Genomic DNA, 20,500 nt, shown 5'->3' on the forward strand with positions numbered 1-20,500 from the left:
CGGCCAGGGGCGCGCGCGTCCTGGTCGGCGTACTGGCCGCCCTTGCGGTAGCTGTAGAGGTAGCTGGGCAGCACCGACTCCAGGGCGGTCGGGGTGATCCCCAGCGCCTCGAGGCCGGGATAGGCGCCGGAACAGACGTTGTCCACGCGCAGCAGCTTGGCCTGGTCGGAGGTGATCGGCGGCTGGATGAAGCCCTGCACGAGGTCGCCCGCCGCGCCCAGCAGGTCGGCGGCCGCGTTCGGCAGCGGCAGGAGGAGCCGGCGGCGGCCGGTCTCGGCCAGGATCAGCTCCATGAGCTGGCGGAAGGTGTAGGTCGCCGGCCCGCCCAGCTCATAGGTCTGGCCGGCCGCCTCGTCGGAGGTGACGGCGAGCGCGATGGCCTTGCCCACGTCGCCGACGAACACCGGCTGGAAGCGTGTGGTCCCGCCGCCGAAGAGGGGCAGGGCGGGGAGGACTGTCGCCATGCCGGCGAAGCGGTTGAAGAAGTCGTCGTCCTGCCCGAACACGATCGAGGGCCGGAACACCACGGCGTCCGGATAGATCTCGCGGACCGCCAGTTCGCCCTCGGCCTTGGTCCGGGCGTACTTCGAGGGCGAGGCCGGATCGGCGCCCAGGGCCGACATCTGCACGACGCGGGTGACGCCGGCGGCGCGGGCCTGCTCCGCGACGGTCCTGGCGCCCAAGGCGTGGATCGCCTGGAAGCCCTGGCGGCCGGCCTCGCGGCCGACGCCCACCAGGTTCACCGAGGCGGTCGCGCCCTCCAGCGCCCGGGCGACCGAGGCCTCGTTGCGGATGTTGGCCTGGACGATGTCGATCTGGCCCACGTCGCCGTGCAGGCGCATGGCGTAGGCGAGGTTCGGCTGGCGCACGGCGACGCGGATGCGCCAGCCGGCCCGGGCGAGCTGCCGCACGGCCTGGGACCCGATGAAGCCCGATCCGCCGAAGACGGTGACAAGGTTCTGCATGGCGCGCGCGCGTTCTCTGAAAGCGTCGAATTCGAGCCTGCGGATAGACGATGCGGCCCCGCGCCGCAATGCGACTTCAAAACTGTGGCAAAGGCGCCGTTGACCGGGGGGAGCGGGCGCCATATGTAGCCGCCTCCCGATCCGGACGGACCGGGCCCAGGTGGCGGAATTGGTAGACGCGCTGGCTTCAGGTGCCAGTGGCTTAACGGCCGTGAAGGTTCGAGTCCTTTCCTGGGCACCATCCCTCTCTCTATAGTGGAGAGACGGGATGGATCGCCGGAGCGAGCGTTCGATTTGACGAATTTCCTGCATAGCGGCGACCTGCCCGCGGATGCGCTGGCCGGCGCAAGCGTCGTGGCCATCGATCTGGAGACCATGGGCCTCCGGCTCGGCCGTGACCCGCTCTGCGTGATCCAGCTCTCCGACGGCAAGGGCGACGCCCATATCGTCCAGCTCGACCGTTCGACCTACGACGCCCCCAACCTGAAGCGCCTGCTGACCGATCCGGGCGTGCTGAAGCTCTTCCACTTCGGCCGCTTCGACATCGCCATGTTCTGGCTGCACCTCGGCGTGATCACCGCGCCGGTCTACTGCACCAAGATCGCCTCGAAGATCGCCCGCACCTACACCGACCGCCACGGCCTGAAGGACGTGGTCAAGGAGCTCCTGGGCGTCGACCTTTCCAAGGCCCAGCAGAGCTCGGACTGGGGCGCAGGCGACCTGTCGCCGGAACAGCTCAGCTACGCGGCCACCGATGTGCTGCACCTGCACGGTCTCCGGGCCCGGCTCGACGAGATGCTGGTCCGCGAAGGCCGCGACCATCTCGCCCGCGCCTGCTTCGAGTTCCTGCCGCACCGCGCCTTGCTCGACGTCGCCGGCTGGGAAGACGTCGACATCTTCGCGCACGCTTGAGGGGTGGGGGCATGGCGTCGCCGGACCTTCCCACCACGCACGCCCCGCCGGCCGCCCGGACCTCGGCCGACCGCTGGCGGCGCCGCTCGCGCACGCTGCGTTGGCTGCGCATCGGCGTCCCCGCCCTGATCGCCCTGATCCTGCTGGGCATGGCCGGCTCGGTCGCCTGGAACGCGTTTCGGACCAAGCCGGAGGTGGCGGGCGATCCCGACGCGCCGATCCGGCTGGTGAATCCCCGCTTCGTCGGCCGGGACGACCGCGGCCGCGCGTTCGTGATCACCGCCGTCTCGGCCACCCGCTCGCAGAGCGACTATCAGCGCGTGCTGCTCGAACGGCCGTCGCTCGTCCTCGACGAGGAGGGCCCCGAACCGATGCGGATCTCGAGCGCCACGGGAATCTATCACGAGGGCGACCGCAAGCTTGAACTGAAGGGCGGCGTGCGCATCTCAAGTCCGCAGCAGTCGTTCGAGACCGCCGAATCGCTGTTCGACACCAAGACCGGTGAACTCGTGGGTTCAGGTCCTATTCAGGGCACAGGGTCGCTTGGTGATATCAGTGCGCAGTCCTATGCCGTCTATGGCAAGGGCGAGCGGATGGTGTTCAAGGGCGGCGTGCGCGCTCGCCTCAACATGAAGTAGGACTGGTCGCATGCCGACGAAGCACCTGATCCCGATCGTCGCGACGGCCGTGGCGCTCGTCGCCGGCTCCGCGGCCGCCCAGCTGGCCAAGAACTCCGACGCGCCCGTCGACATCACCGCCGACGAGCTGGAGGTGACCAACAACGCCTGCACGGCGATCTGGAAGGGCAATGCCGAGGCCCTGCAGGAGACCTCGCGCCTCCGGGCCCAGGTGCTGAAGATCTTCAACAAGCCCGCGGCGGGCGGCGGCGGCCAGACCGGCGGCTGCGGCGAACTCGATCGCCTCGAGGCCGAGGGGCAGGTCTATTACATGACCCCCGACCAGCGGGTGCGCGCCAACCAGGGCATCTACACCGCCGCCAACAGCACGCTGACCATGACCGGCGACGTGGTGGCCGTGCAGGGCCAGAACGTGATCCGCGGGACAAAGATGGTGTTCAACACCAAGACCGGCGAGGGCAACATGGTCGGCCAGGCGACGGGCAAGAACGCCCAGGGCCGCGTGCGCGGCGTGTTCTATCCCTCCAAGTCCAACGCCCAGGCCAAGAACTAGCCGATGGCCTCCGTGACGCAGGAACGCGTGCAGGCGCTCCCGGCCGAGGCCGGCCAGGGCCTCGTGGTCGACAACATCGGCAAGTCCTACCGCGGCCGTCCGGTGGTGAAGGGCGTGTCCCTGCATCTCGCCCGCGGCGAGGTCGCCGGCCTGCTCGGCCCGAACGGCGCGGGCAAGACCACCTGCTTCTACATGATCACCGGCCTGATCCCGGCCGACTACGGCTCTATCTACCTCGACGGCGAGAACATCACCGCCCAGCCGATGTACCAGCGCGCCCGAATGGGCGTCGGCTACCTGCCGCAGGAGACCTCGATCTTCCGCGGCATGAGCGTGGGCGAGAACGTCATGGCCGTCGTCGAGCTGCGCGAGCGCGACCGCAAGAAGGCCCGCGCCATGGTCACCGAGCTCCTCGAGGAGCTGCACATCGAGCACCTGCGCAACGCCCCGGCCATCTCGCTGTCGGGCGGCGAGCGCCGCCGGGTGGAGATCGCCCGGGCGCTGGCGTCCGAGCCGTCCTTCATGCTGCTCGACGAGCCGTTCGCCGGCATCGACCCCCTGGCCATCGCCGATATCCGCGAGGTCATCACCTATCTGAAGGGCCGCGGGATTGGCATCCTGATCACCGACCACAACGTCCGCGAGACCCTGGACATCATCGACCGCGCCTCGATCATCCACGCGGGCGAGGTGCTGTTCGAGGGCAGCCCGGACGAGATCGTCGACAATCCGGAAGTCCGCCGGGTCTACCTGGGCGACCGCTTCAACTAGGGCGGCTCAGCTCGCCGCCTTCAGGTCGGCTTCCTTCATGTGCCGCATGCGCTGGCCCTCCTCCTGGCAGAATTTCCGCCAGCGGGCCGGAGCGCCGCCGGCCGCTCGGGATAGCGGTCGTCGAGGAACTCGGCCACGGCCACCCGGTCGGTCCGGAAGCTCCGGAAATCGTTCCTGAGCTCGCACCAGGCGACCAGCAGCCGCACGGTGTCGTGGTAGCCGATGGCGAACGGCCAGATCGTCCGGCAGGTCTCCTGCTCCTGCTCGTCGCGGTAGGTGAGGCGGATCTTCCGGCCGCCGTGGATGCAGCGCCTGGCCTGGGCCATGTCGAGCCGGTCGGGCAGGGCCTTCCAGTTCTTCGCCGCGCGGGTGGCGGGCTCCAGGATCATCGGGCGGAGGCGTTCCGGCACCGCGACGGCGATCTTGGCGACCAGGTCCTGCGCGGCGCGGGCAAGCTCGGGATCGCCCTGACCCATCACCCACTGGGCGCCCAGCACGGCCGCCTCGATCTCGTCCGGCGTCAGCATCAGCGGCGGCAGGTCGTATCCGCCCTCCAGGACATAGCCGACGCCCGCCTCGCCGCGGATCGGAACCTGCTGGCCCATCAGGTCGGCGATGTCGCGGTAGATGGTCCGCTTGGAGGTCTCCAGTTCCTCGGCGATGACGTCGGCCGTCACCGGCCCGCGGTGCCTCCGCAGGACCTGAATGATCTGGAACAGCCGGTCCGCCCGTCGCAACCCCGTCTCCCGCCAAGCTGCTGACAGAATGATGGCAGCAGGGGGCCCCTAGTCTCGCTTCCTGTCAACGACGGAGAGACCCGATGATCGTTCTGTATGGCGCGCAGGCGGCCTTCGGCCTGCCCCAGGTCAGCCCGTACGTCTCGAAGACCGAGATCCAGCTAAAGATGGCGGGCCTGGCCTACGAGGCGCGCGACGCCATGCCGGAGGAGAGCCCCAAGGGCCAGATCCCGTTCATCGACGACGGCGAGGTCCGGGTGGCCGATTCGACCTTCATCCGGATGCACCTGGAGAGGACGTACGGCGTCGACTTCGACGAGGGCTGAGCGCCCGCCAGCGGGCCGAGGCCTGGGCGCTGGAACGCATGCTCGAGAACCAGCTCGGCTGGGTGATCGGCTACTTCCGCTGGCTGACGCCGGAGAACTTCGCCCGCGGCCCGGCCCATTTCTTCGACGGCGCCCCGCCGGAGGCCCGCGACGCGATCCACGAGGAGGTGCTGCGCGAGGTCCGCGCCGCCATGCGGGCGCAGGGGGTGGCGCGGCATTCCGACGCCGAGATCGTCGAGCTGGGCCTGAAGTCGCTCGCCGCGCTCTCGGAGATCCTCGGCGACCAGCGGTTCCTGTTCGGCGACCGGCCCAGCGGCGCGGACGCCACGGCGCTGGGCATGCTGACGGCGCTCTACACGCCCTTTTTCCCCTGCGAGCTGCAGGAGCGGGCCCAGGGGTTCGCGAATCCTCGTCGCCTACACCGACCGGCTGATGGCGCTGTTCTACCCCGACTTCCCGTGGAAGGCGGACGTCGAGGCCCAGCTCGCCGCCTGAACGGCTTTAACGAATTTCCCCGCCGGTTAACCAATCGGTGGGGAACAGGCCCGTAGCCTCCTGAGCAAGAAACAGGCCAGAGGGGCTAAGCCAGTGGCGCTCGGCGCGCGTCTAGAGATCCGGCAGGGACAGGGGCTGGTCATCACGCCCCAGCTGCAGCAGGCGATCAAGCTGCTGCAGCTGTCCAACATGGAGCTGGAGGCCTTCGTCGAGGGCGAGCTGGAGCGCAATCCGCTGCTGCAGCGCGAGGACGGCGAACGCGAGCGCGAATCGGAAGGCCCCGCCGAGGCCGCCCCCGACGTCGCCCACGACGTTTCCACCGACCGCATCGACGACGCCGGCGCCCGCGCCGAGATGGACGCCAGCCACGACGAGGCCTCGCCGGGCGAGCACGCCACCGGCGATGCGCCCGAGATGGGGGCCGCCGACGCCGGCGGCTCGGTCGACTGGTCGAAGGCCGGCAAGGGCGGCTCGGTCGGCTTCGACGGCGACCTCGACGCCCTGGAGAGCGCCCTGTCCCGCGAGAAGACCCTCGTCGAGCACCTCTACGACCAGCTCGCCGTGGCCGGCCTGGACGCCGCCGAGCAGGCGGTGGCCAGCGTCCTGATCGACGCCGTCGACGAGGGCGGCTACCTGCGCGCCGAGCTGTGGGAGATCGCCGACCGCCTGGGCTGCGATGAAGCCCTGGTCGATCGCGTGCTGACCGTGATCCAGGGCTTCGAGCCGACGGGCGTCGCCGCCCGCGACGTGCGCGAGTGCCTGATGCTGCAGCTCAAGGAGCGCAACCGGTTCGACCCGGCCATGGAGGCCCTGCTCGACAACCTGGCCCTGCTCGCCCGCCGCGACATGGCCGCGCTGAAGAAGGTCTGCGGAGTCGACGACGAGGACCTGCGCGACATGGTCGCCGAGCTGAAGGCGCTGACGCCCCGGCCCGGCGCCGCGTTCGGCTCCGAGCCCGTGCAGCCGGTGGCCCCGGACGTCTTCGTGAGGGAGAGCCTGAACGGCCTGTGGCACGTGGAGCTCAACTCCGACACCCTGCCCAGGCTGCTGGTCGACCAGCGCTACCACGCGCGGGTCTCGGCGGCGGCCCGCTCCGACCAGGAGAAGACCTTCGTCGCCGACTGCATGGCCCAGGCCAACTGGCTGGTGAAGAGCCTGGACCAGCGGGCCCGCACGATCCTCAAGGTCTCGTCCGAGATCGTCCGGCAGCAGGACGCCTTCCTCGCCTATGGCGTCGAGCACCTGCGGCCCCTGAACCTGAAGACCGTCGCCGACGCGATCGGCATGCACGAATCGACGGTCAGCCGGGTGACCTCGAACAAGTACATCGCCACGCCCCGCGGGGTGTTCGAGATGAAGTTCTTCTTCACCTCGGCGATCCAGGCGACCGAGGGCGGCGAGGCCCACTCCGCCGAGAGCGTGCGCCACAAGATCCGCCAGCTCATCGAAGCCGAAGCCCGGGAGAGCGACGTCCACTCCGACGACCGGATCGTGGAGATCCTCAAGGAGGCCGGGGTCGACATCGCCCGCCGCACGGTGGCCAAGTACCGGGAGGCCATGCGCATCCCGTCGTCCGTGGAGCGGCGGCGCCTTTTGAAGGACGCGGTGTAACCCGGGTCACATTCCCCGGCTGTGTTGCCGAAATACGCCTTGGCGCGGTGACGCCGAAGCCCCAGATGGGGCGGGCGCATGCCGGACCGTGAGAGTCAGAAGTCACTGTCGGATATCCTCTGGGACCTCGCCGACCACGACGAGCCCGAGATATCTGTCGCCCAACTGGTCGACCGCTTCGGCGGCCGGGCGCTGGGCGGCCTGCTGCTGATCTTCGGCCTGGCCTGTTCGCTGCCGCTGCCGCCCGGCGGCACGACCATCTTCGGCATCCCGCTGCTGCTGCTCGCGCCCCAGCTCGTGATCGGCGCGCGGCACCCCTGGCTACCGGCCAAGATCCGCAAGGGCGCCATCGCCACCGAGGACCTGAAGAAGGGCCTGCCCAAGGTCCTGCCGTGGATTCGGCGCGTGGAGGCGGTGTCCCGGCCCCGGCTCTCCTTCCTGTTCGGCGGGGTGGGCGAGCGGGTGATCGGGGTGGTCTGCTTCCTGCTGGCGGTGGTGCTGATCCTGCCGATCCCGCTGGGCAACATCCTGCCGGCGGCGGCGGTGAGCGTGCTCTCGCTCGCCCTCGTCCAGCGGGGACGGCCTGCTGGCGCTCTTCGGCTATGCGCTCACCGCCGCCAGCGTCAGCATCCTCGTGCTCGCCGCAAGCCTGCTGACCCGGGGATTCCACTCATTGCTGGGACTATTTTCCTGAGGTTGACACCATCTCGCGAGAGGCGCGTTGATGGTTCATGCAAGTCCAAGTCACCGGCAAACACGTCGATGTCGGCGAGGCTCTGCGCTCGCGAGTCTCCGACCAGCTCTCCACCAGCGTCGAGAAGTATTTTGACCGCGGCGGCGGCGCCGACGTCGTGGTCACCCGAGAGGGCCAAGCCTTCAAGGTCGACTGCGCGGTCACGCTGGCGTCCGGCCAGCAGTTGACCACCCACGGGGTCGGCGGCGACGCCCACATGGCCTTCGACGCGGCCCTCGCGAAGATGGACAAGCGGATCCGCCGCTACAAGAATCGGCTCAAGGACCACTCGATCGCGGCCCAGGCGAAACAGGCCGAGGAGGCCGCCGCCTACTTCATCATCGCCCCCACCGACGAGGACGAGGAGTGGGAGGGCGAAGAGTCGCAACCGGGCTTCCCCGAGCCGATCATCATCGCCGAGACCGAAAAGCCAGTAAGAACAATGACTGTTTCGATGGCGGTCCTGGATCTCGACCTGACCGAATCTCAAACAATCGTGTTCCGCAACGCTGCCCATGGCGGTTTGTCGGTGGTATATCGCCGGCCCGACGGGAATATCGGCTGGATCGATCCCGAGCGGACGAGGAACGGAAACGGGGGCGGGGACGGAACCGGCGCGGCGCAATAGCGCTTCGCAGGTCCGTCATGGCGGTCCGCTAGTGGATCGCCCGGAAGAGTTGCGGGCTTAACGAGACAGATGCAGATCGGCGAATTCCTGGATCGCGGTGCGATCTCCCTGCGCGTGAGCGCGGCCAGCAAGCGCCAGGCGCTGAAGGTCGTCGCCGACATTGCGGCGCGGAACCTGAAGCTTGACGCCGGTGAGGTCCTCGAGGCCCTCATCGAGCGCGAGCAGGCGGGCTCCACCGGGGTCGGTTACGGCGTGGCCGTGCCGCACGCCCGGCTCGAAGGTCTCGACCGCATGCGTGGCGTCTTCGTGCGCCTCGAGCAGCCGGTGGCGTTCGACTCCGTGGACGACAAGCCGGTGGATCTGATCTTCGCCCTGTTCGCCCCGAAGGACGCCGGCGCGGAGCACCTGCGGGCGCTCGCCCGGGTCTCGCGCCTGCTGCGCCAGGCCAACCTGCGCGAGCAGCTCCGCCAGGCCGGCACGGCCGACGCCATCCACGCCCTGCTGGTGCAGGACAACGGCCACTCGTCGGTGCGGCCGACCGCGGCCTGAACGGCCGGCTCCGGCCCCTTGCTGAAGGCATGAAAAAAGCCGGCGGTCCGCCGGCTTCGCCTCCCCTGGTCCAGGGGAGGAACGGCGTCGTGCGGCGCTAGTGGACCGAAACGGGCGCGAGTTCGTGCGCCAGCGCGGCCGCCATGGCCGATTCCCGGTCCGTCAGGACGGCGAGGCGTTCGCCATCGGCGCGGTGGACCGCGTAGAGCGTCTGGTCAGGATCCAGTTCAAAGCCCTGGATGCTGGCGCTCGGGACGCTCGCCAGGATCTCCGCGGCCTTCACCGGCCGGACGTAGACCAGGTTCGGGGCGCCGAGTGCGGCAAACGCTTCAGAAGTCAGTGCCGGTGTCATCATTTGACCACCTCCAATCTGTCCAACGCGCCCGGGGGAAGCCGGTTCAGCCTTCGAGGGGCGCAGACGGCGTGAAAATTGAACTCACGCCTCATTTGATAATTTCAGCCGCCCGAGCGGATCGGGATCTGCTGGATCCGCGTCTCGGGCTCAGGCCGGGCCAGATCGATGTGGAGCAGGCCATGCTCCAGGGTCGCGCCCTCCACCACCATCCCGTCCGCCAGCACGAAGCTGCGCACGAAGCCGCGGGCGGCGATGCCGCGGTGCAGGAAGGCGTCCTCGGTCCGGCCTTCGCCGTCGCGCTTGCCGGCGACGGTGAGCTGTCGGTCCTCCACGCTCACGCTGAGCTGGGCGGGGGTGAAGCCCGCGACCGCCAGGGTGATCCGCAAGGCTCCGTCGCCGCGGTCCTCCACATTGTAGGGGGGTAGCTCTCGGCGGCGGCCTTGGCGGCGCGCTCGATCAGGTTTCGCGTGTGCTCGAAGCCCAGCAGGAACGGGCTGTCGAACAGGATAGATCGGTTCATTCTCAGAAGAGCCCTCTCAGGAAGCGACTCTCCGGTCGGGCCGCCCGTTAGCGGCGCGGCTCGGCCGGACAGGTTCCTATGTGGGAACCTGCCCGGTCTCTTTCAATCGGCGGTCAGCGGACCGTGAAGGCGACCTCGGGCGACTCGAAGAAGCCCTCGCCATCGGCGGCGACCACGCGCAGCGACAGCTTGTGCTCGCCGGGCGTCAGGGGCGCCGGCCGGCAGGTTGAGGTTGAAGCCCACGGCGGCGAGCTTCGGGTTCTTGAAGTGGTCGGCCACGTCCTGGCGCGCCACGCCGTAGGCAGCCGGCCGTGCGACCCCGTCGATCACCACGTCCACCCCCTGGGCCGGCGCCTTCGCCGCGCCGTCGAAGGCGAATCCCGAGATCAGCAGGGGGCCGTCGGCGTCCGTCACCGCCGGCGTCTGGCTCATCGGGTTCACCGCCTTGCCGATCTGGTCGAGGTAGAAGCTCGCCGGCTCGGCGCGGCGCGCCAGGCCCTCCGACAGCGCGACCGCCACCGGGATCTCGGCGGTGACGGGGGCGGCCGCGGCGGCGCCCTCCGGCGGGATGGCGGCGGCCGGCAGGGGCGGCGGGGCCGGACGCGGCTTCGGCGAGTCGCAGGCGGCCAGCAGGACGAGGCCGGCGGCGAGGGCGAGGGTCGGGCGCAAGGGCGTGGCTCCAGGCGGATCGGAGCGCCTGACTGCCACAGGATCCCGGAAAGGCGAAGGCCCGCCGGCGTTACCGGCGGGCCTTCATGGTGGAGCTAAGGAGAGTCGAACTCCTGACCTCTTGAATGCCATTCAAGCGCTCTACCAACTGAGCTATAGCCCCGAGGTCTCGGGTCGCCGGAGGGCAACGCCCCCGGCGAGGCGCGGAACCTAGTCAAAGCCTTCACCGCGATCAAGCGGGTCTTTCGACCTTTTTCGCCGCAGGCTCCGACCGTGTCGGTTACCGGTCGTCGACGTCGCCCTCGTCGGGCAGGCCCTCGATCTCGGAATCGTCGAAGTCCTCGTCGTCCTCCTCCAGGAAGGGAACGTCGGCGTCGTCTTCGACTTCCTCGTCGTCCGAGAACTCGCCGAGGTCGTCGGCCGGCGGGGTGGCCACCGGGTCGGCGCCATCCTCGTCGTCGTCGCCGGGCAGCGGCGGCTCGTCGACCACCTCGTCCAGCTCCGGCGTGACCGCGTCGTCCTCTTCCTCGTCCTCGGACTCGGTGTCCTTGCCGCGGACCTGGCTTTCGCGTTCGTCGTCGGTGTCGGCCTCGGGCACGATGGCGCGGGCGCGAACGCGGCGATTGCGGACGGCCTCGTCAGGATCGAAGTCCGTGCCGCACTTCGGACAGTGCGCCGGACGCTTGTTCAGGTCGTAGAATTTAGCTTGGCAGTGGGGGGCAGATTTGCTTGGTGCCCAGCTCAGGATTGGCCAAGGGAGGCGACCCTCTTTCAGACAAGGGGTTTTTGAGAAGCGGGCTCCCTTGCCACGCGGGGGAGCGGCTGTCAAAGCAATCCCCCCTCTCGGAAATGGCAGGCACGCGGAGGCGCGGATTTCAGGCATGGCGGCGCAGGGTTTGAGCGCCCGGCGGGGCGGCCCGCTCAAGGGGACGGTGCGGGCCCCGGGTGACAAGTCGATCTCGCACCGCGCGCTCATCCTGGGCGCGCTGGCGAGCGGCGTGACCGAGATCGAGGGCCTGCTGGAGGGCGACGACGTCAAGCGGACGGCGGCGGCCATGGCCGCCTTCGGGGCGGGCGTGGAACGCCTCGGAGAGGGCAGGTGGCGCGTCGAGGGCAAGGGCGGATTCGCCGAGCCGGTCGACGTCATCGATTGCGGCAACGCCGGCACCGGCGTGCGCCTGATCATGGGCGCCGCGGCCGGGTTCGACCTCTCGGTCACCTTCACGGGCGACCAGTCGCTCCGCGGCCGGCCGATGAACCGGGTGCTGAAGCCGCTGGGCGAGATGGGCGCGACCTGGCTCTGCCGCTCGGGCGGCCGCCTGCCGCTGACACTGAAGGGCGGCAACCTCAGGACCATCGCCTACCGCCTGCCCGAGCCGTCGGCCCAGGTGAAGTCGGCGGTCCTGCTCGCCGGCCTGAACGCCGCGGGCGGGGCCGAGGTCTTCGAGCCGGAGGCCACCCGCGACCACACCGAGCGCATGCTGCGCGGCTTCGGGGCCGAGGTGCTGGTGACGGAGGAGGATGGCGGACGCCGGATCGTCCTGCCGCCGGGCCAGAAGCTGCGCGGGACCTCGATCCGCGTGCCGGGGGACCCGTCCTCGGCGGCCTTCCCGCTGGTCGCCGCCCTGATCACCCGGGGGTCCGAGGTGACGGTGCAGGGCATGCTGCTGAACCCGCTGCGCATAGGTCTCCTGGAGACCCTGGGCGAGATGGCGCCGACCTCGCCGTGACCAATGTCCGCGACGAGGGGGGCGAGACCGTCGCCGACGTCACCGCCCGATACTCCGAACTCTCCGGCGTCGAGGTTCCGCCCGAGCGGGCGCCGTCGATGATCGACGAATACCCGATCCTGGCGGTGGCCGCCGCCTTCGCCGAGGGCCGCACGGTGATGCGCGGGATCGGCGAGATGCGCGTCAAGGAGAGCGACCGGATCGCGCTCATGGCCGCCGGGCTCTCCGCTTGCGGCGTGGGCGTCGAGGAGGAGCCGGAGACGCTCACGGTCATCGGGTCCAGGCGCGGCAACCACCCGGTCCAGGGCGGCGCGCGGGTCGTCACCCATGGCGACCACCGGATCGCCATGTCCCACCTGGTCATGGGCCTGGCGTCCGAGCAGGCGGTGGCGGTGGACGAGCCCGGCATGATCGCCACCAGCTTCCCGGGGTTCGTCGCCCTGATGCAGGGCCTGGGCGCCGAGATCGCCGACGAGCGCCCGGAAGCGGCGTGAAGTCCTCGTTCGTCATCACGGTCGACGGGCCCGCGGCCTCGGGCAAGGGCACGGTGGCCAGCGGCCTGGCCGCCCTCTACGGCCTGCCGATGCTGGATTCCGGCCTGCTCTACCGGGCGGTCGGCGTGCTCGCCGCCCGGGCCGGCCTGGACCTGGACGATGCGGAAGCCGCCGCGCGGATCGCCCGGGGGCTCACCGTCGACCAGCTCGGCGACCCGGAGTTCCGCACGCGGGGCGCCAGGGGAGGCCGCGAGCCGGGTGGCGGTCCATCCGGCGGTCCGCCTCGCGCTCCGTGACCTGCAGCTCGCCTTCGCCCGCCAGCCGGGCGGGGGCGTGATGGACGGCCGCGACCAGGGCACGGTGATCTGTCCCGAGGCCCCGGCGAAGCTCTACGTCACCGCCACGCCGGAGGTCCGCGCCGACCGCCGCTGGAAGCAGCTCACCGCCCAGGGCGAGGCCGTGACCTACGACGAGATCCTCGAGGACATCGTGCGCCGCGACGCGCGGGACGGCAGCCGCGCCGACAGTCCCATGCGCCCCGCGCCGGACGCCGTCTTGCTGGACACCTCCGAAATGAGTATATCGCAGGCCGCCGATGCGGCCCGCCGCATCGTCGAGGCGGCGCGCGCCCGCTGGGAAGCTGCTTCCTAGCCGAGCAAATCCAACCGTGCCTTTCCCTCGGTCGCTGCGGGCAAATCTCACTGCACGGGTATGCCCGCGCCTTCGGTCCAACCCTTAACCCGACCCGGCGGGATTCCGTCCGACACCATCCGGTGCGCGGGCCCACAGGTCATTTGAAGACGAAAGTACACATGGCTGACGATATGAGCCTGAACCCGACGCGGGACGATTTCTCCGCGCTGCTCGACGAGTCCCTCGGCGGGCGTGACTTCATGGAAGGCCAGGTTGTCCACGGCAAGGTCGTGGCGATCGAGAAGGACTTCGCGATCATCGACGTCGGTCTGAAGACCGAAGGCCGCGTGCCCCTGAAGGAATTCTCCCAGCCGGGCGAAGACAAGCCCGCCCTGAAGGCCGGCGACACCGTCGAGGTGTTCCTGGAGCGCGTCGAGAACGCCATGGGCGAAGCGGTCATCAGCCGCGACAAGGCCCGCCGCGAGGAAGCCTGGACGCGCCTGGAAGCCGTCTACGAGAAGAACGAGCCCGTCATGGGCGCGATCGTCGGCCGCGTGAAGGGCGGCTTCACCGTCGACCTCGGCGGCGCCTCGGCCTTCCTGCCGGGTTCGCAGGTCGACATCCGTCCGGTGCGCGACGTCGGCCCGCTCATGGGCCGCGAGCAGCCGTTCGCCATCCTCAAGATGGACCGTCCGCGCGGCAACATCGTCGTCTCGCGCCGCGCCATCCTGGAAGAAGCCCGCGCCGAGCAGCGCACCGAGTTGGTCAGCCAGCTGCAAGAGGGCGAAGTCCGTGAAGGCGTGGTCAAGAACATCACCGACTACGGTGCGTTCGTGGACCTCGGCGGCATCGACGGCCTGCTGCACGTCACCGACATGAGCTGGAAGCGCGTCAACCACCCGAGCCAGGTCCTGGCGGTGGGCGACACGGTCAAGGTGCAGATCGTCAAGATCAACCCCGAGACCCAGCGCATCTCGCTTGGCATGAAGCAGCTCCAGTCCGACCCGTGGGACGGCGTGGAAGCCAAGTACCCGGTGGGCGCGAAGTTCACCGGCCGCATCACCAACATCACCGACTACGGCGCCTTCGTGGAGCTGGAGCCGGGCGTCGAGGGCCTGGTGCACGTCTCGGAAATGTCCTGGACCAAGAAGAACGTCCACCCGGGCAAGATCGTGTCGACCTCGCAAGAGGTGGACGTGGTCGTCCTGGACGTCGATCCGTCCAAGCGCCGCGTGTCGCTCGGCCTGAAGCAGGCCATGGCCAACCCGTGGGAGGCCTTCCTGGAGGCCCACCCGGTCGGCTCGACCGTCGAAGGCGAAGTGAAGAACGCCACCGAGTTCGGCCTCTTCATCGGCCTCGACAGCGACATCGACGGCATGGTGCACCTCTCCGACCTCGACTGGGCCGCGCCCGGCGAGGAAGCCATCGCCCGCTACAACAAGGGCGACGTGGTGAAGGCCAAGGTGCTCGACGTCGACGTGGAGAAGGAGCGCATCTCGCTCGGCATCAAGCAGCTCGCCGGCGACCCGATGCAGGGCGACAGCTTCCGCAAGGGCCAGACCGTCACCGTCCAGGTCACCGAGGTCACCTCGGGCGGCATCGAGGTCCGGTTCGGCGAAGACGAAGCGCCGATGACCGCCTTCATCCGCAAGTCCGACCTGTCGCGCGACCGCGCCGACCAGCGTCCGGAGCGTTTCGCCGTGGGTGACCGCGTCGACGCCCAGATCACCAACGTGGACAAGGCCGCGCGCCGCGTCTCGCTGTCGATCAAGTCGCTGGAAATGGCCGAGGAAAAGGAAGCCATCGAGCAGTTCGGCTCGTCGGACTCCGGCGCCTCGCTCGGCGACATCCTGGGCGCGGCTCTCCGCGAGAAGGCCCAGAAGGAGTAGTTTCAGCCTTCATCGGCTGAACGGAATGCGGCGGCCGGGGCGACCCGGCCGCCGTTTTCATTTGATTGGACGTGTACGGCCCGCCCCGGCTCCGCCCAAGCTTCGCCATAGAGGGCCCTAAACCCTCTTTCCGCCTTGAATCGATTGGCGGAACCTTTCATGGTCGCGCCGCTCACCTCCCCCGAAGGGCCGCATGATCAAGTCCGAGCTCATCGCGAAACTCGCCGAAGAGAACCCGCACCTGACGCAGCGCGACATCGAACGCGTGGTGGGCGTGATCCTCGAACGGATGATCCTGGCGCTGGAGGAGGGCGGCCGCGTGGAGCTTCGCGGCTTCGGGGCGCTGTCGGTCCGCTCGCGCGACGCCCGGGCCGGCCGCAACCCGCGGACCGGCGAGCCCGTGGACGTGCGGGCCAAGCATGTGCCCTTCTTCAAGAGCGGGAAGGAGCTGCGCGAGCGGCTCAATCTCTCCGGCGACGAGTAAGCGTAGAGGCGTCAAACCCTGACGAACGTCCAGGACGGGCTGAGGAAGCTCGAGAACAAGATCGAAAAGCGCGCCCCCATCCTTGGCGAATTCCGCGAGTTTATCGCCCGCGGCAATGTGATCGACCTCGCGGTCGGGGTGATCATCGGGGCTGCCTTCAACGACATCGTGAAGACCCTGGTCGACCAGGTGGTGATGCCGCCGATCGGCCTGCTGATGTCGGGCCTCGATTTCTCGCACATGGAATGGGTGCTGAAGGCCGACAACCCGGCCACCAAGGTCGACGAGTTCGTGTCGGTGAAGTACGGCGCGCTGATCAACGCCGGCATCAAGTTCATGATCGTCGCCTGGGTGGTGTTCCTGCTGGTGAAGATGATCAACGTCATCCGCCGCAAGGACGCCGAGGAAGGGCCGAAGACGACGCCCGCGCCGGCCCCGCAGGAAGCCCTGCTGATGGAGATCCGCGACCTGCTGAAGGCCCAGGCTGCGCGGACGGATGGGGCGGAGCCGCCGCCGAGACCCTAGGCCCCGATCGGCGGAGTCAGGGGCTCGCCGTCGTCGCCGATTTCGCCGCCGTTCAGCGGGATGCCCCGATCGACGAACCCCAGCTCGATCACGGTGACGATCTGCCGAGCCCGCCAGGCGGCGAGCAGATAGTAGAGCACCACCAAAGCGGTCGAACCGACGAAGATCCACTGGCGGGGCTCCAGCGACAGCCCCTTCAACCACTCCGGCCGGAGCTGGGCGATCGTCAGCGCCAGCGAGGCCGGAACCGTCACGAGGGCGATCGCCACCCAGCGCGAGACCGCCTCGAGCCGGCGGTGGTTGATCGCCGCGATGGCCAAAAGCCGGCGCGCGTCGGCCGGCGTGAGAGCGGCGAGCTCGGCGAAGACCTTCCGGCTGGAGGCGTTGCGGCGCAGGCCGCTCACATAGTCCGCGCCCCACTGGCTCCAGGCGGCGCGGGAGAAGAACATCTCGAACACCAGGCCCGGCACGGTCATGGTCTTGATGATCCGCCGCCAGGCCCGCCACAGGGCCTCGCCGTCCAGCCGTTCGGTCATGCTCTGAGCGTCCCCGTCCCGGTCGGAAGCTTGCTCGGGATTGTCCGCGAGGTCCAGCCGGCCTTGCCCAGACGCGCCGCGATCCCCTAATCCCGCCCCATGAGCGTCAGCGCGAAGATCTGCGGGATCACCACGCCGGAGGCGGCCGCCGCCGCCCTGGAGGGAGGGGCGGCCTTCCTGGGTTTCGTGTTCTTCCCGAAGAGCCCGCGCAACATCGCCCCCGACGCGGCCCGGCGGCTCGCCGAACCGGTCCGCAACCGGGCGAAGGTGACCGCCCTGCTGGTCGATCCCACCGACGCCCAGGTGGACGAGGTGGCCCGGGGGCTGCAGCCCGACCTGATCCAGCTCCACGGCGCGGAACGCCCGTCGCGGGTCCGCGAGATCGCCGCGCGCACCGGCCTGGGCATCGTCAAGGTGCTGCCCGTGGCCGAGGCCTCCGACCTGGCGCCGGCCGCGGACTACGACGGCCTCGTCGAGCACCTGATGTTCGACACCAAGCCGCCGAAGGACGCCGACCGGCCGGGCGGCCTGGGCCACAGCTTCGACTGGACGCTGCTCGCCGGGCGCCGGTTCCAGCGGCCCTGGATGCTGGCCGGCGGGCTCGATCCCTGGAACCTCGCCGCGGCGGTGGAGAAGTCCGGCGCGCCCATCGTGGACGTTTCCTCTGGCGTGGAGCGCGGTCCCGGCCTAAAGGACCCGGCCTTGATCAAGGCGTTCCTTGACGCCGCCAGACGAGCCTGATTCGGCCCCGTGAACGCCTCCGTCCGTCCCAACGACTACATGGCCTACCCCCGACGCCGAGGGCCGCTTCGGCGACTACGGCGGCCGCTACGTGCCCGAGACGCTCATGCCGCTGGTCCACCAGCTGGACGCGGCCTACGCGGCGGCCAAGGCCGATCCGGCCTTCCAGGGCGAACTCCGGAGCTTCCTCACCCACTACGTGGGCCGCCCCTCGCCGCTCTATTTCGCCGAGCGGCTGACCGAGCATTTCGGCGGCGCGAAGATCTATCTGAAGCGCGAGGAGCTGAACCACACCGGCTCCCACAAGATCAACAACTGCATGGGCCAGATACTGCTGGCCATGCGGATGGGCAAGACCCGGATCATCGCCGAGACCGGCGCCGGCCAGCACGGGGTGGCGACGGCCACCGTCTGCGCCCGCTTCGGCCTGCCCTGCGTGGTCTACATGGGCGCCGTCGACGTGGAACGGCAGAAGCCCAACGTCTTCCGGATGAACCTGCTGGGCGCCGAGGTCCGGCCGGTGACGTCGGGCTCCGCCACCCTAAAGGACGCCATGAACGAGGCGCTCCGGGACTGGGTCACCAACGTCCACGACACCTACTACCTGATCGGCACCGCGGCGGGGATGCACCCCTATCCGGTGATGGTCCGCGACTTCCAGGCGGTGATCGGCCAGGAGACGAAGGATCAGGTGCTGGAGGCCGAGGGCCGCCTGCCGGACGCGGTCGTCGCCTGCGTCGGCGGCGGGTCGAACGCCATCGGCATGTTCCACCCGTTCCTCAACGACGAGGGCGTCAGGCTGATCGGCGTCGAGGCGGCCGGCGAGGGCATGGGCACCGAGCGCCACGCCGCGGCGATCAACGGCGGCCGGCCGGGCGTGCTCCACGGCAACAAGACCTATCTGCTGCAGGACCACGAGGGCCAGATCACCGAGGCCCACTCGATCTCCGCCGGCCTCGACTATCCCGGCATCGGCCCGGAGCACTCCTGGCTGCACGACGTCGGCCGGGCGACCTACCTCACCGCCACCGACGCGGAATCCCTCGAGGCCTTCATGCTGCTCTCGAAGCTGGAGGGCATCCTGCCGGCCATCGAGAGCGCGCACGCGCTCGCCCGCATCGGCGATGTCGCGAGGGAGGTGGGCCCGGGCGGCGTGGTGGTCCTGAACCTCTCCGGCCGCGGCGACAAGGACGTGGCGACCGTCGCCGCCCACCTGGGACGCACGATTTGACGACCGCCCGTATCGACGCCCGCTTCGCGAAGCTGAAGCAGGAAGGCCGCGCCGGATTCGTGGCCTATGTGATGGCCGGCGATCCGGACCGCGACACCGCGCTGGAGATCCTCAAGGGTTTGCCGGCCGCCGGCGCCGACCTGATCGAGCTGGGCTTCCCGTTCTCCGACCCCATGGCCGAGGGCCCGCCGATCCAGCGCGCCGCCCAGCGGGCCCTGGCTGCCGGGATGACCCTCCGGGGCACGCTCGACCTCGCCCGGGACTTCCGCGAGACCGACCAGGACACCCCCATCATCATGATGGGCTACCTGAACCCGCTGCTCAGCCGGGGCTACGGGACCTTCGCCCGGGACGCCGCCGCAGCCGGGATCGACGGGGTGATCGTCGTCGACTGCCCGCCCGAGGAGGCGAGGCCGCTGGCCGCCGCGCTGGACGCCGCCGGCCTGTCGCTGATCCGGCTGGCCACCCCCACCAGCGACGATGCGCGGCTGTCCGTCATCGTCCAGGGCACCTCGGGCTTCGTCTATTACGTGTCGGTCGCCGGGGTGACCGGCGTGAAGGAGGCCGACGCCGATGAGGTCGCCCCGCACGTGGAACGGGTCCGCAAGGCCTCGGGCCTGCCGGTGGCGGTCGGGTTCGGCATCAAGACTCCGGAAAGGGCGGCCGCGGTAGCACGCGTCGCCGATGCGGTCGTCGTGGGTTCCGCGCTTGTGGACGAAGTGGCCAAAGCGGTGGAGAGAAACGAACTCGTGACCTCCGCCGTTCTTTCCAAAGCCGAATCCTTGGCTAAGGGTGTGCGCTTCGCGCGTACCGGCCAACCGACGAAGACGACGGTCTAGACGCAATGGCGATGGCTGATCAGAGAAACGACAAGCCCGGACGGCCCCAAGGCCCGCGCGAACGGCGCGGCTGGCTCTCCAAGATCGCGCCCGGCGTGCGCAACGCGTTCGCCAAGCGTGAGACCCCCGAAAACCTCTGGGTGAAGTGCCCCGACACCGGGGAGATGATCTATCGCCCCGACCTGGAGGCGGCGCTCTGGGTGACGCCGTCCGGCAGCCACATGCGGATCGGCGCGGCCCAGCGGCTGAAGGTCACCTTCGACGGCGGGACCTTCGAGAAGATCGCCTCGCCGGTGGTGGCGGACGACCCGCTGAAGTTCCCCGACGAGCGCCCCTACGCCGAGCGCCTGAAGGCGGCCCGGAAGGCCACCGGCGAACAGGATTCCATGGCCATCGGCTATGGCCACATCCAGGGCCAGCCGGCCGTGGTGGTGGTGCAGGACTTCTCCTTCATGGGCGGCTCGCTCGGCATGGGCGCCGGCGAGGCCTTCGTGAAGGCGGCCCAGGAGGCGGTGAAGCGCGACGTGCCCTTCATCATCTTCACGGCCTCGGGCGGCGCGCGGATGCAGGAGGGCACGCTCTCCCTGATGCAGATGGCGCGCACGACCCTGGCGCTCAACGAGGTGAAGGCCGCGGGCCTGCCCTACATCGTCGTGCTCACCGACCCGACCACGGGCGGGGTGCTCGCCTCCTACGCCATGCTGGGCGACGTCCACCTGGCCGAGCCCAACGCCACGATCGGCTTCTCGGGCCGCCGGGTGATCGAGCAGACCATCCGCGAGACCCTGCCGCCGGGCTTCCAGAAGTCGGAGTTCCTGGTGGAGCGCGGCATGGTGGACAAGGTCGTGCCCCGCGCCGAGCTGCCGGCGGTGCTGGCCTCGATCCTGAAGACCCTCATGATGGGGCGTGAGCGACTTCCCTCCGCCGCCTGATCAA

At 69.6% G+C, this 20,500-nt stretch carries 19 protein-coding genes, 2 tRNA genes and 7 pseudogenes; 20 read left to right on the forward strand and 8 right to left on the reverse strand.

The genetic code is table 11. The features are described 5' to 3' along the window. Positions 1–8: 8 nt before the first annotated feature. A pseudogene (locus LRS04_RS08265) lies at positions 9–965 on the reverse strand (complex I NDUFA9 subunit family protein); the annotation flags it as partial. A gap of 154 nt (positions 966–1,119) precedes the next feature. Here LRS04_RS08265 and LRS04_RS08270 point away from each other — a divergent pair. The 5 genes from LRS04_RS08270 (at position 1,120) to lptB (ending at position 3,839) form a co-directional block, all read left to right on the forward strand. Beyond that, positions 1,120–1,206, forward strand: a tRNA-Leu gene (locus tag LRS04_RS08270). Between the two features lie 53 nt (positions 1,207–1,259). Further along, on the forward strand, positions 1,260–1,877 hold the full coding sequence (locus LRS04_RS08275; protein WP_257815944.1) for a ribonuclease D: 618 nt from the start codon (positions 1,260–1,262) through the stop codon (positions 1,875–1,877). An 11-nt stretch (positions 1,878–1,888) separates the two neighbouring features. Continuing rightward, positions 1,889–2,515 carry an LPS export ABC transporter periplasmic protein LptC gene (gene lptC, locus LRS04_RS08280; protein ID WP_257815945.1) on the forward strand — a complete coding sequence of 209 codons (627 nt, stop codon included), beginning with the start codon at positions 1,889–1,891 and terminating at the stop codon, positions 2,513–2,515. Between the two features lie 10 nt (positions 2,516–2,525). Further along, positions 2,526–3,068, forward strand: coding sequence for an LptA/OstA family protein (locus LRS04_RS08285; protein WP_257815946.1), 543 nt, complete (start codon positions 2,526–2,528; stop codon positions 3,066–3,068). 3 nt (positions 3,069–3,071) lie between these two features. Then, a complete protein-coding gene (gene lptB / locus LRS04_RS08290) occupies positions 3,072–3,839 on the forward strand; it encodes an LPS export ABC transporter ATP-binding protein (RefSeq protein WP_257815947.1) in 768 nt (255 codons plus the stop codon). A gap of 35 nt (positions 3,840–3,874) precedes the next feature. Here lptB and LRS04_RS08295 read toward each other — a convergent pair whose 3' ends face one another. Then, positions 3,875–4,576 (reverse strand): YafY family protein, encoded by a 702-nt coding sequence (locus LRS04_RS08295; RefSeq protein WP_257815948.1) that lies wholly within the window; start codon positions 4,574–4,576, stop codon positions 3,875–3,877. Between the two features lie 83 nt (positions 4,577–4,659). On the opposite strand from LRS04_RS08295, the pseudogene LRS04_RS08300 reads away from it, so the two are divergent. The 6 genes and pseudogenes from LRS04_RS08300 to ptsN form a co-directional block, all read left to right on the forward strand. Continuing rightward, a pseudogene (locus LRS04_RS08300) lies at positions 4,660–4,940 on the forward strand (glutathione S-transferase N-terminal domain-containing protein); the annotation flags it as partial. Continuing rightward, complete coding sequence (locus tag LRS04_RS08305) at positions 4,941–5,453, forward strand: glutathione S-transferase C-terminal domain-containing protein (RefSeq protein WP_257815950.1); 513 nt, start codon at positions 4,941–4,943, stop codon at positions 5,451–5,453. 37 nt (positions 5,454–5,490) lie between these two features. Beyond that, complete coding sequence (gene rpoN, locus LRS04_RS08310) at positions 5,491–7,008, forward strand: RNA polymerase factor sigma-54 (protein ID WP_257815951.1); 1,518 nt, start codon at positions 5,491–5,493, stop codon at positions 7,006–7,008. 78 nt (positions 7,009–7,086) lie between these two features. Then, positions 7,087–7,524 (forward strand): annotated as a pseudogene (locus tag LRS04_RS08315) (exopolysaccharide biosynthesis protein); the annotation flags it as partial. A 215-nt stretch (positions 7,525–7,739) separates the two neighbouring features. Further along, entirely contained in the window at positions 7,740–8,369 is a 630-nt protein-coding gene (gene hpf, locus LRS04_RS08320) for a ribosome hibernation-promoting factor, HPF/YfiA family (RefSeq protein ID WP_257815953.1), read from the forward strand. 69 nt (positions 8,370–8,438) lie between these two features. Continuing rightward, positions 8,439–8,918, forward strand: a complete 480-nt coding sequence (gene ptsN, locus LRS04_RS08325) for a PTS IIA-like nitrogen regulatory protein PtsN (RefSeq protein WP_257815954.1) — start codon at positions 8,439–8,441, stop codon at positions 8,916–8,918. Positions 8,919–9,015: 97 nt separating this feature from the next. Here the strand turns inward: ptsN and LRS04_RS08330 are convergent, their stop codons facing one another. The 5 genes and pseudogenes from LRS04_RS08330 to LRS04_RS08350 all read right to left on the reverse strand — a co-directional run bounded on the left by LRS04_RS08330 (position 9,016) and on the right by LRS04_RS08350 (position 11,438). After that, positions 9,016–9,270, reverse strand: a complete 255-nt coding sequence (locus tag LRS04_RS08330; RefSeq protein WP_257815955.1) for a DUF1150 domain-containing protein — start codon at positions 9,268–9,270, stop codon at positions 9,016–9,018. Positions 9,271–9,374: 104 nt separating this feature from the next. Continuing rightward, a pseudogene (locus tag LRS04_RS08335) lies at positions 9,375–9,793 on the reverse strand (Hsp20 family protein). Positions 9,794–9,895: 102 nt separating this feature from the next. Further along, a complete protein-coding gene (locus tag LRS04_RS08340) occupies positions 9,896–10,462 on the reverse strand; it encodes a hypothetical protein (protein ID WP_257815956.1) in 567 nt (188 codons plus the stop codon). An 87-nt stretch (positions 10,463–10,549) separates the two neighbouring features. After that, positions 10,550–10,625: transfer RNA gene (locus LRS04_RS08345), tRNA-Ala, on the reverse strand. A gap of 117 nt (positions 10,626–10,742) precedes the next feature. After that, the gene (locus tag LRS04_RS08350; RefSeq protein ID WP_308238097.1) at positions 10,743–11,438 is read right to left on the reverse strand and encodes a TIGR02300 family protein; all 696 of its coding nucleotides are present in this window, start codon (positions 11,436–11,438) and stop codon (positions 10,743–10,745) included. Here LRS04_RS08350 and aroA point away from each other — a divergent pair. The 5 genes and pseudogenes from aroA to mscL all read left to right on the forward strand — a co-directional run bounded on the left by aroA (position 11,344) and on the right by mscL (position 16,217). Continuing rightward, positions 11,344–12,686 (forward strand): annotated as a pseudogene (aroA, locus tag LRS04_RS08355) (3-phosphoshikimate 1-carboxyvinyltransferase). The gene LRS04_RS08350 and the pseudogene aroA overlap by 95 nt on opposite strands. Next, positions 12,683–13,337 (forward strand): annotated as a pseudogene (gene cmk / locus LRS04_RS08360) ((d)CMP kinase). The pseudogenes aroA and cmk overlap by 4 nt, the downstream one beginning before the upstream one ends. 161 nt (positions 13,338–13,498) lie before the next feature. Continuing rightward, complete coding sequence (gene rpsA / locus LRS04_RS08365; protein WP_257815957.1) at positions 13,499–15,208, forward strand: 30S ribosomal protein S1; 1,710 nt, start codon at positions 13,499–13,501, stop codon at positions 15,206–15,208. A gap of 193 nt (positions 15,209–15,401) precedes the next feature. Beyond that, a complete protein-coding gene (locus LRS04_RS08370; RefSeq protein ID WP_257815958.1) occupies positions 15,402–15,692 on the forward strand; it encodes an integration host factor subunit beta in 291 nt (96 codons plus the stop codon). Between the two features lie 78 nt (positions 15,693–15,770). Next, a complete protein-coding gene (mscL, locus tag LRS04_RS08375; RefSeq protein WP_257819033.1) occupies positions 15,771–16,217 on the forward strand; it encodes a large-conductance mechanosensitive channel protein MscL in 447 nt (148 codons plus the stop codon). On the opposite strand, the gene LRS04_RS08380 is transcribed toward mscL, so the two are convergent. Next, on the reverse strand, positions 16,214–16,753 hold the full coding sequence (locus LRS04_RS08380) for a hypothetical protein (RefSeq protein ID WP_257815959.1): 540 nt from the start codon (positions 16,751–16,753) through the stop codon (positions 16,214–16,216). The genes mscL and LRS04_RS08380 overlap by 4 nt on opposite strands. A 99-nt stretch (positions 16,754–16,852) precedes the next feature. On the opposite strand from LRS04_RS08380, the gene LRS04_RS08385 reads away from it, so the two are divergent. The 4 genes and pseudogenes from LRS04_RS08385 (at position 16,853) to accD (ending at position 20,496) form a co-directional block, all read left to right on the forward strand. Continuing rightward, a complete protein-coding gene (locus LRS04_RS08385; RefSeq protein ID WP_257815960.1) occupies positions 16,853–17,494 on the forward strand; it encodes a phosphoribosylanthranilate isomerase in 642 nt (213 codons plus the stop codon). 9 nt (positions 17,495–17,503) lie between these two features. Continuing rightward, positions 17,504–18,725: pseudogene (gene trpB / locus LRS04_RS08390) on the forward strand (tryptophan synthase subunit beta). Continuing rightward, entirely contained in the window at positions 18,722–19,564 is an 843-nt protein-coding gene (gene trpA / locus LRS04_RS08395; RefSeq protein WP_257815961.1) for a tryptophan synthase subunit alpha, read from the forward strand. Before trpB ends, trpA begins: the two are co-directional and overlap by 4 nt. 5 nt (positions 19,565–19,569) lie before the next feature. Beyond that, positions 19,570–20,496 carry an acetyl-CoA carboxylase, carboxyltransferase subunit beta gene (gene accD, locus LRS04_RS08400; protein ID WP_257815962.1) on the forward strand — a complete coding sequence of 309 codons (927 nt, stop codon included), beginning with the start codon at positions 19,570–19,572 and terminating at the stop codon, positions 20,494–20,496. Positions 20,497–20,500: the final 4 nt, after the last annotated feature.

This window comes from Phenylobacterium sp. J367 (assembly GCF_024699985.1).
Classification (GTDB): Bacteria; Pseudomonadota; Alphaproteobacteria; order Caulobacterales; family Caulobacteraceae; genus Phenylobacterium.

What these genes read in the sequence shown, in the direction of transcription:
- lptC (WP_257815945.1), top strand. Translation starts at nt 1,889, where the DNA reads ATGGCGTCGCCGGACCTTCCCACCACGCACGCCCCGCCGGCCGCCCGG.
- LRS04_RS08285 (WP_257815946.1), top strand. Translation starts at nt 2,526, where the DNA reads ATGCCGACGAAGCACCTGATCCCGATCGTCGCGACGGCCGTGGCGCTC.
- lptB (WP_257815947.1), top strand. Translation starts at nt 3,072, where the DNA reads ATGGCCTCCGTGACGCAGGAACGCGTGCAGGCGCTCCCGGCCGAGGCC.
- LRS04_RS08305 (WP_257815950.1), top strand. Translation starts at nt 4,941, where the DNA reads ATGCTCGAGAACCAGCTCGGCTGGGTGATCGGCTACTTCCGCTGGCTG.
- hpf (WP_257815953.1), top strand. Translation starts at nt 7,740, where the DNA reads ATGCAAGTCCAAGTCACCGGCAAACACGTCGATGTCGGCGAGGCTCTG.
- ptsN (WP_257815954.1), top strand. Translation starts at nt 8,439, where the DNA reads ATGCAGATCGGCGAATTCCTGGATCGCGGTGCGATCTCCCTGCGCGTG.
- LRS04_RS08330 (WP_257815955.1), bottom strand. Translation starts at nt 9,270, where the DNA reads ATGACACCGGCACTGACTTCTGAAGCGTTTGCCGCACTCGGCGCCCCG.
- LRS04_RS08350 (WP_308238097.1), bottom strand. Translation starts at nt 11,438, where the DNA reads ATGAGCGCGCGGTGCGAGATCGACTTGTCACCCGGGGCCCGCACCGTC.
- rpsA (WP_257815957.1), top strand. Translation starts at nt 13,499, where the DNA reads ATGGCTGACGATATGAGCCTGAACCCGACGCGGGACGATTTCTCCGCG.
- LRS04_RS08370 (WP_257815958.1), top strand. Translation starts at nt 15,402, where the DNA reads ATGATCAAGTCCGAGCTCATCGCGAAACTCGCCGAAGAGAACCCGCAC.
- LRS04_RS08380 (WP_257815959.1), bottom strand. Translation starts at nt 16,753, where the DNA reads ATGACCGAACGGCTGGACGGCGAGGCCCTGTGGCGGGCCTGGCGGCGG.
- LRS04_RS08385 (WP_257815960.1), top strand. Translation starts at nt 16,853, where the DNA reads ATGAGCGTCAGCGCGAAGATCTGCGGGATCACCACGCCGGAGGCGGCC.
- accD (WP_257815962.1), top strand. Translation starts at nt 19,570, where the DNA reads ATGGCGATGGCTGATCAGAGAAACGACAAGCCCGGACGGCCCCAAGGC.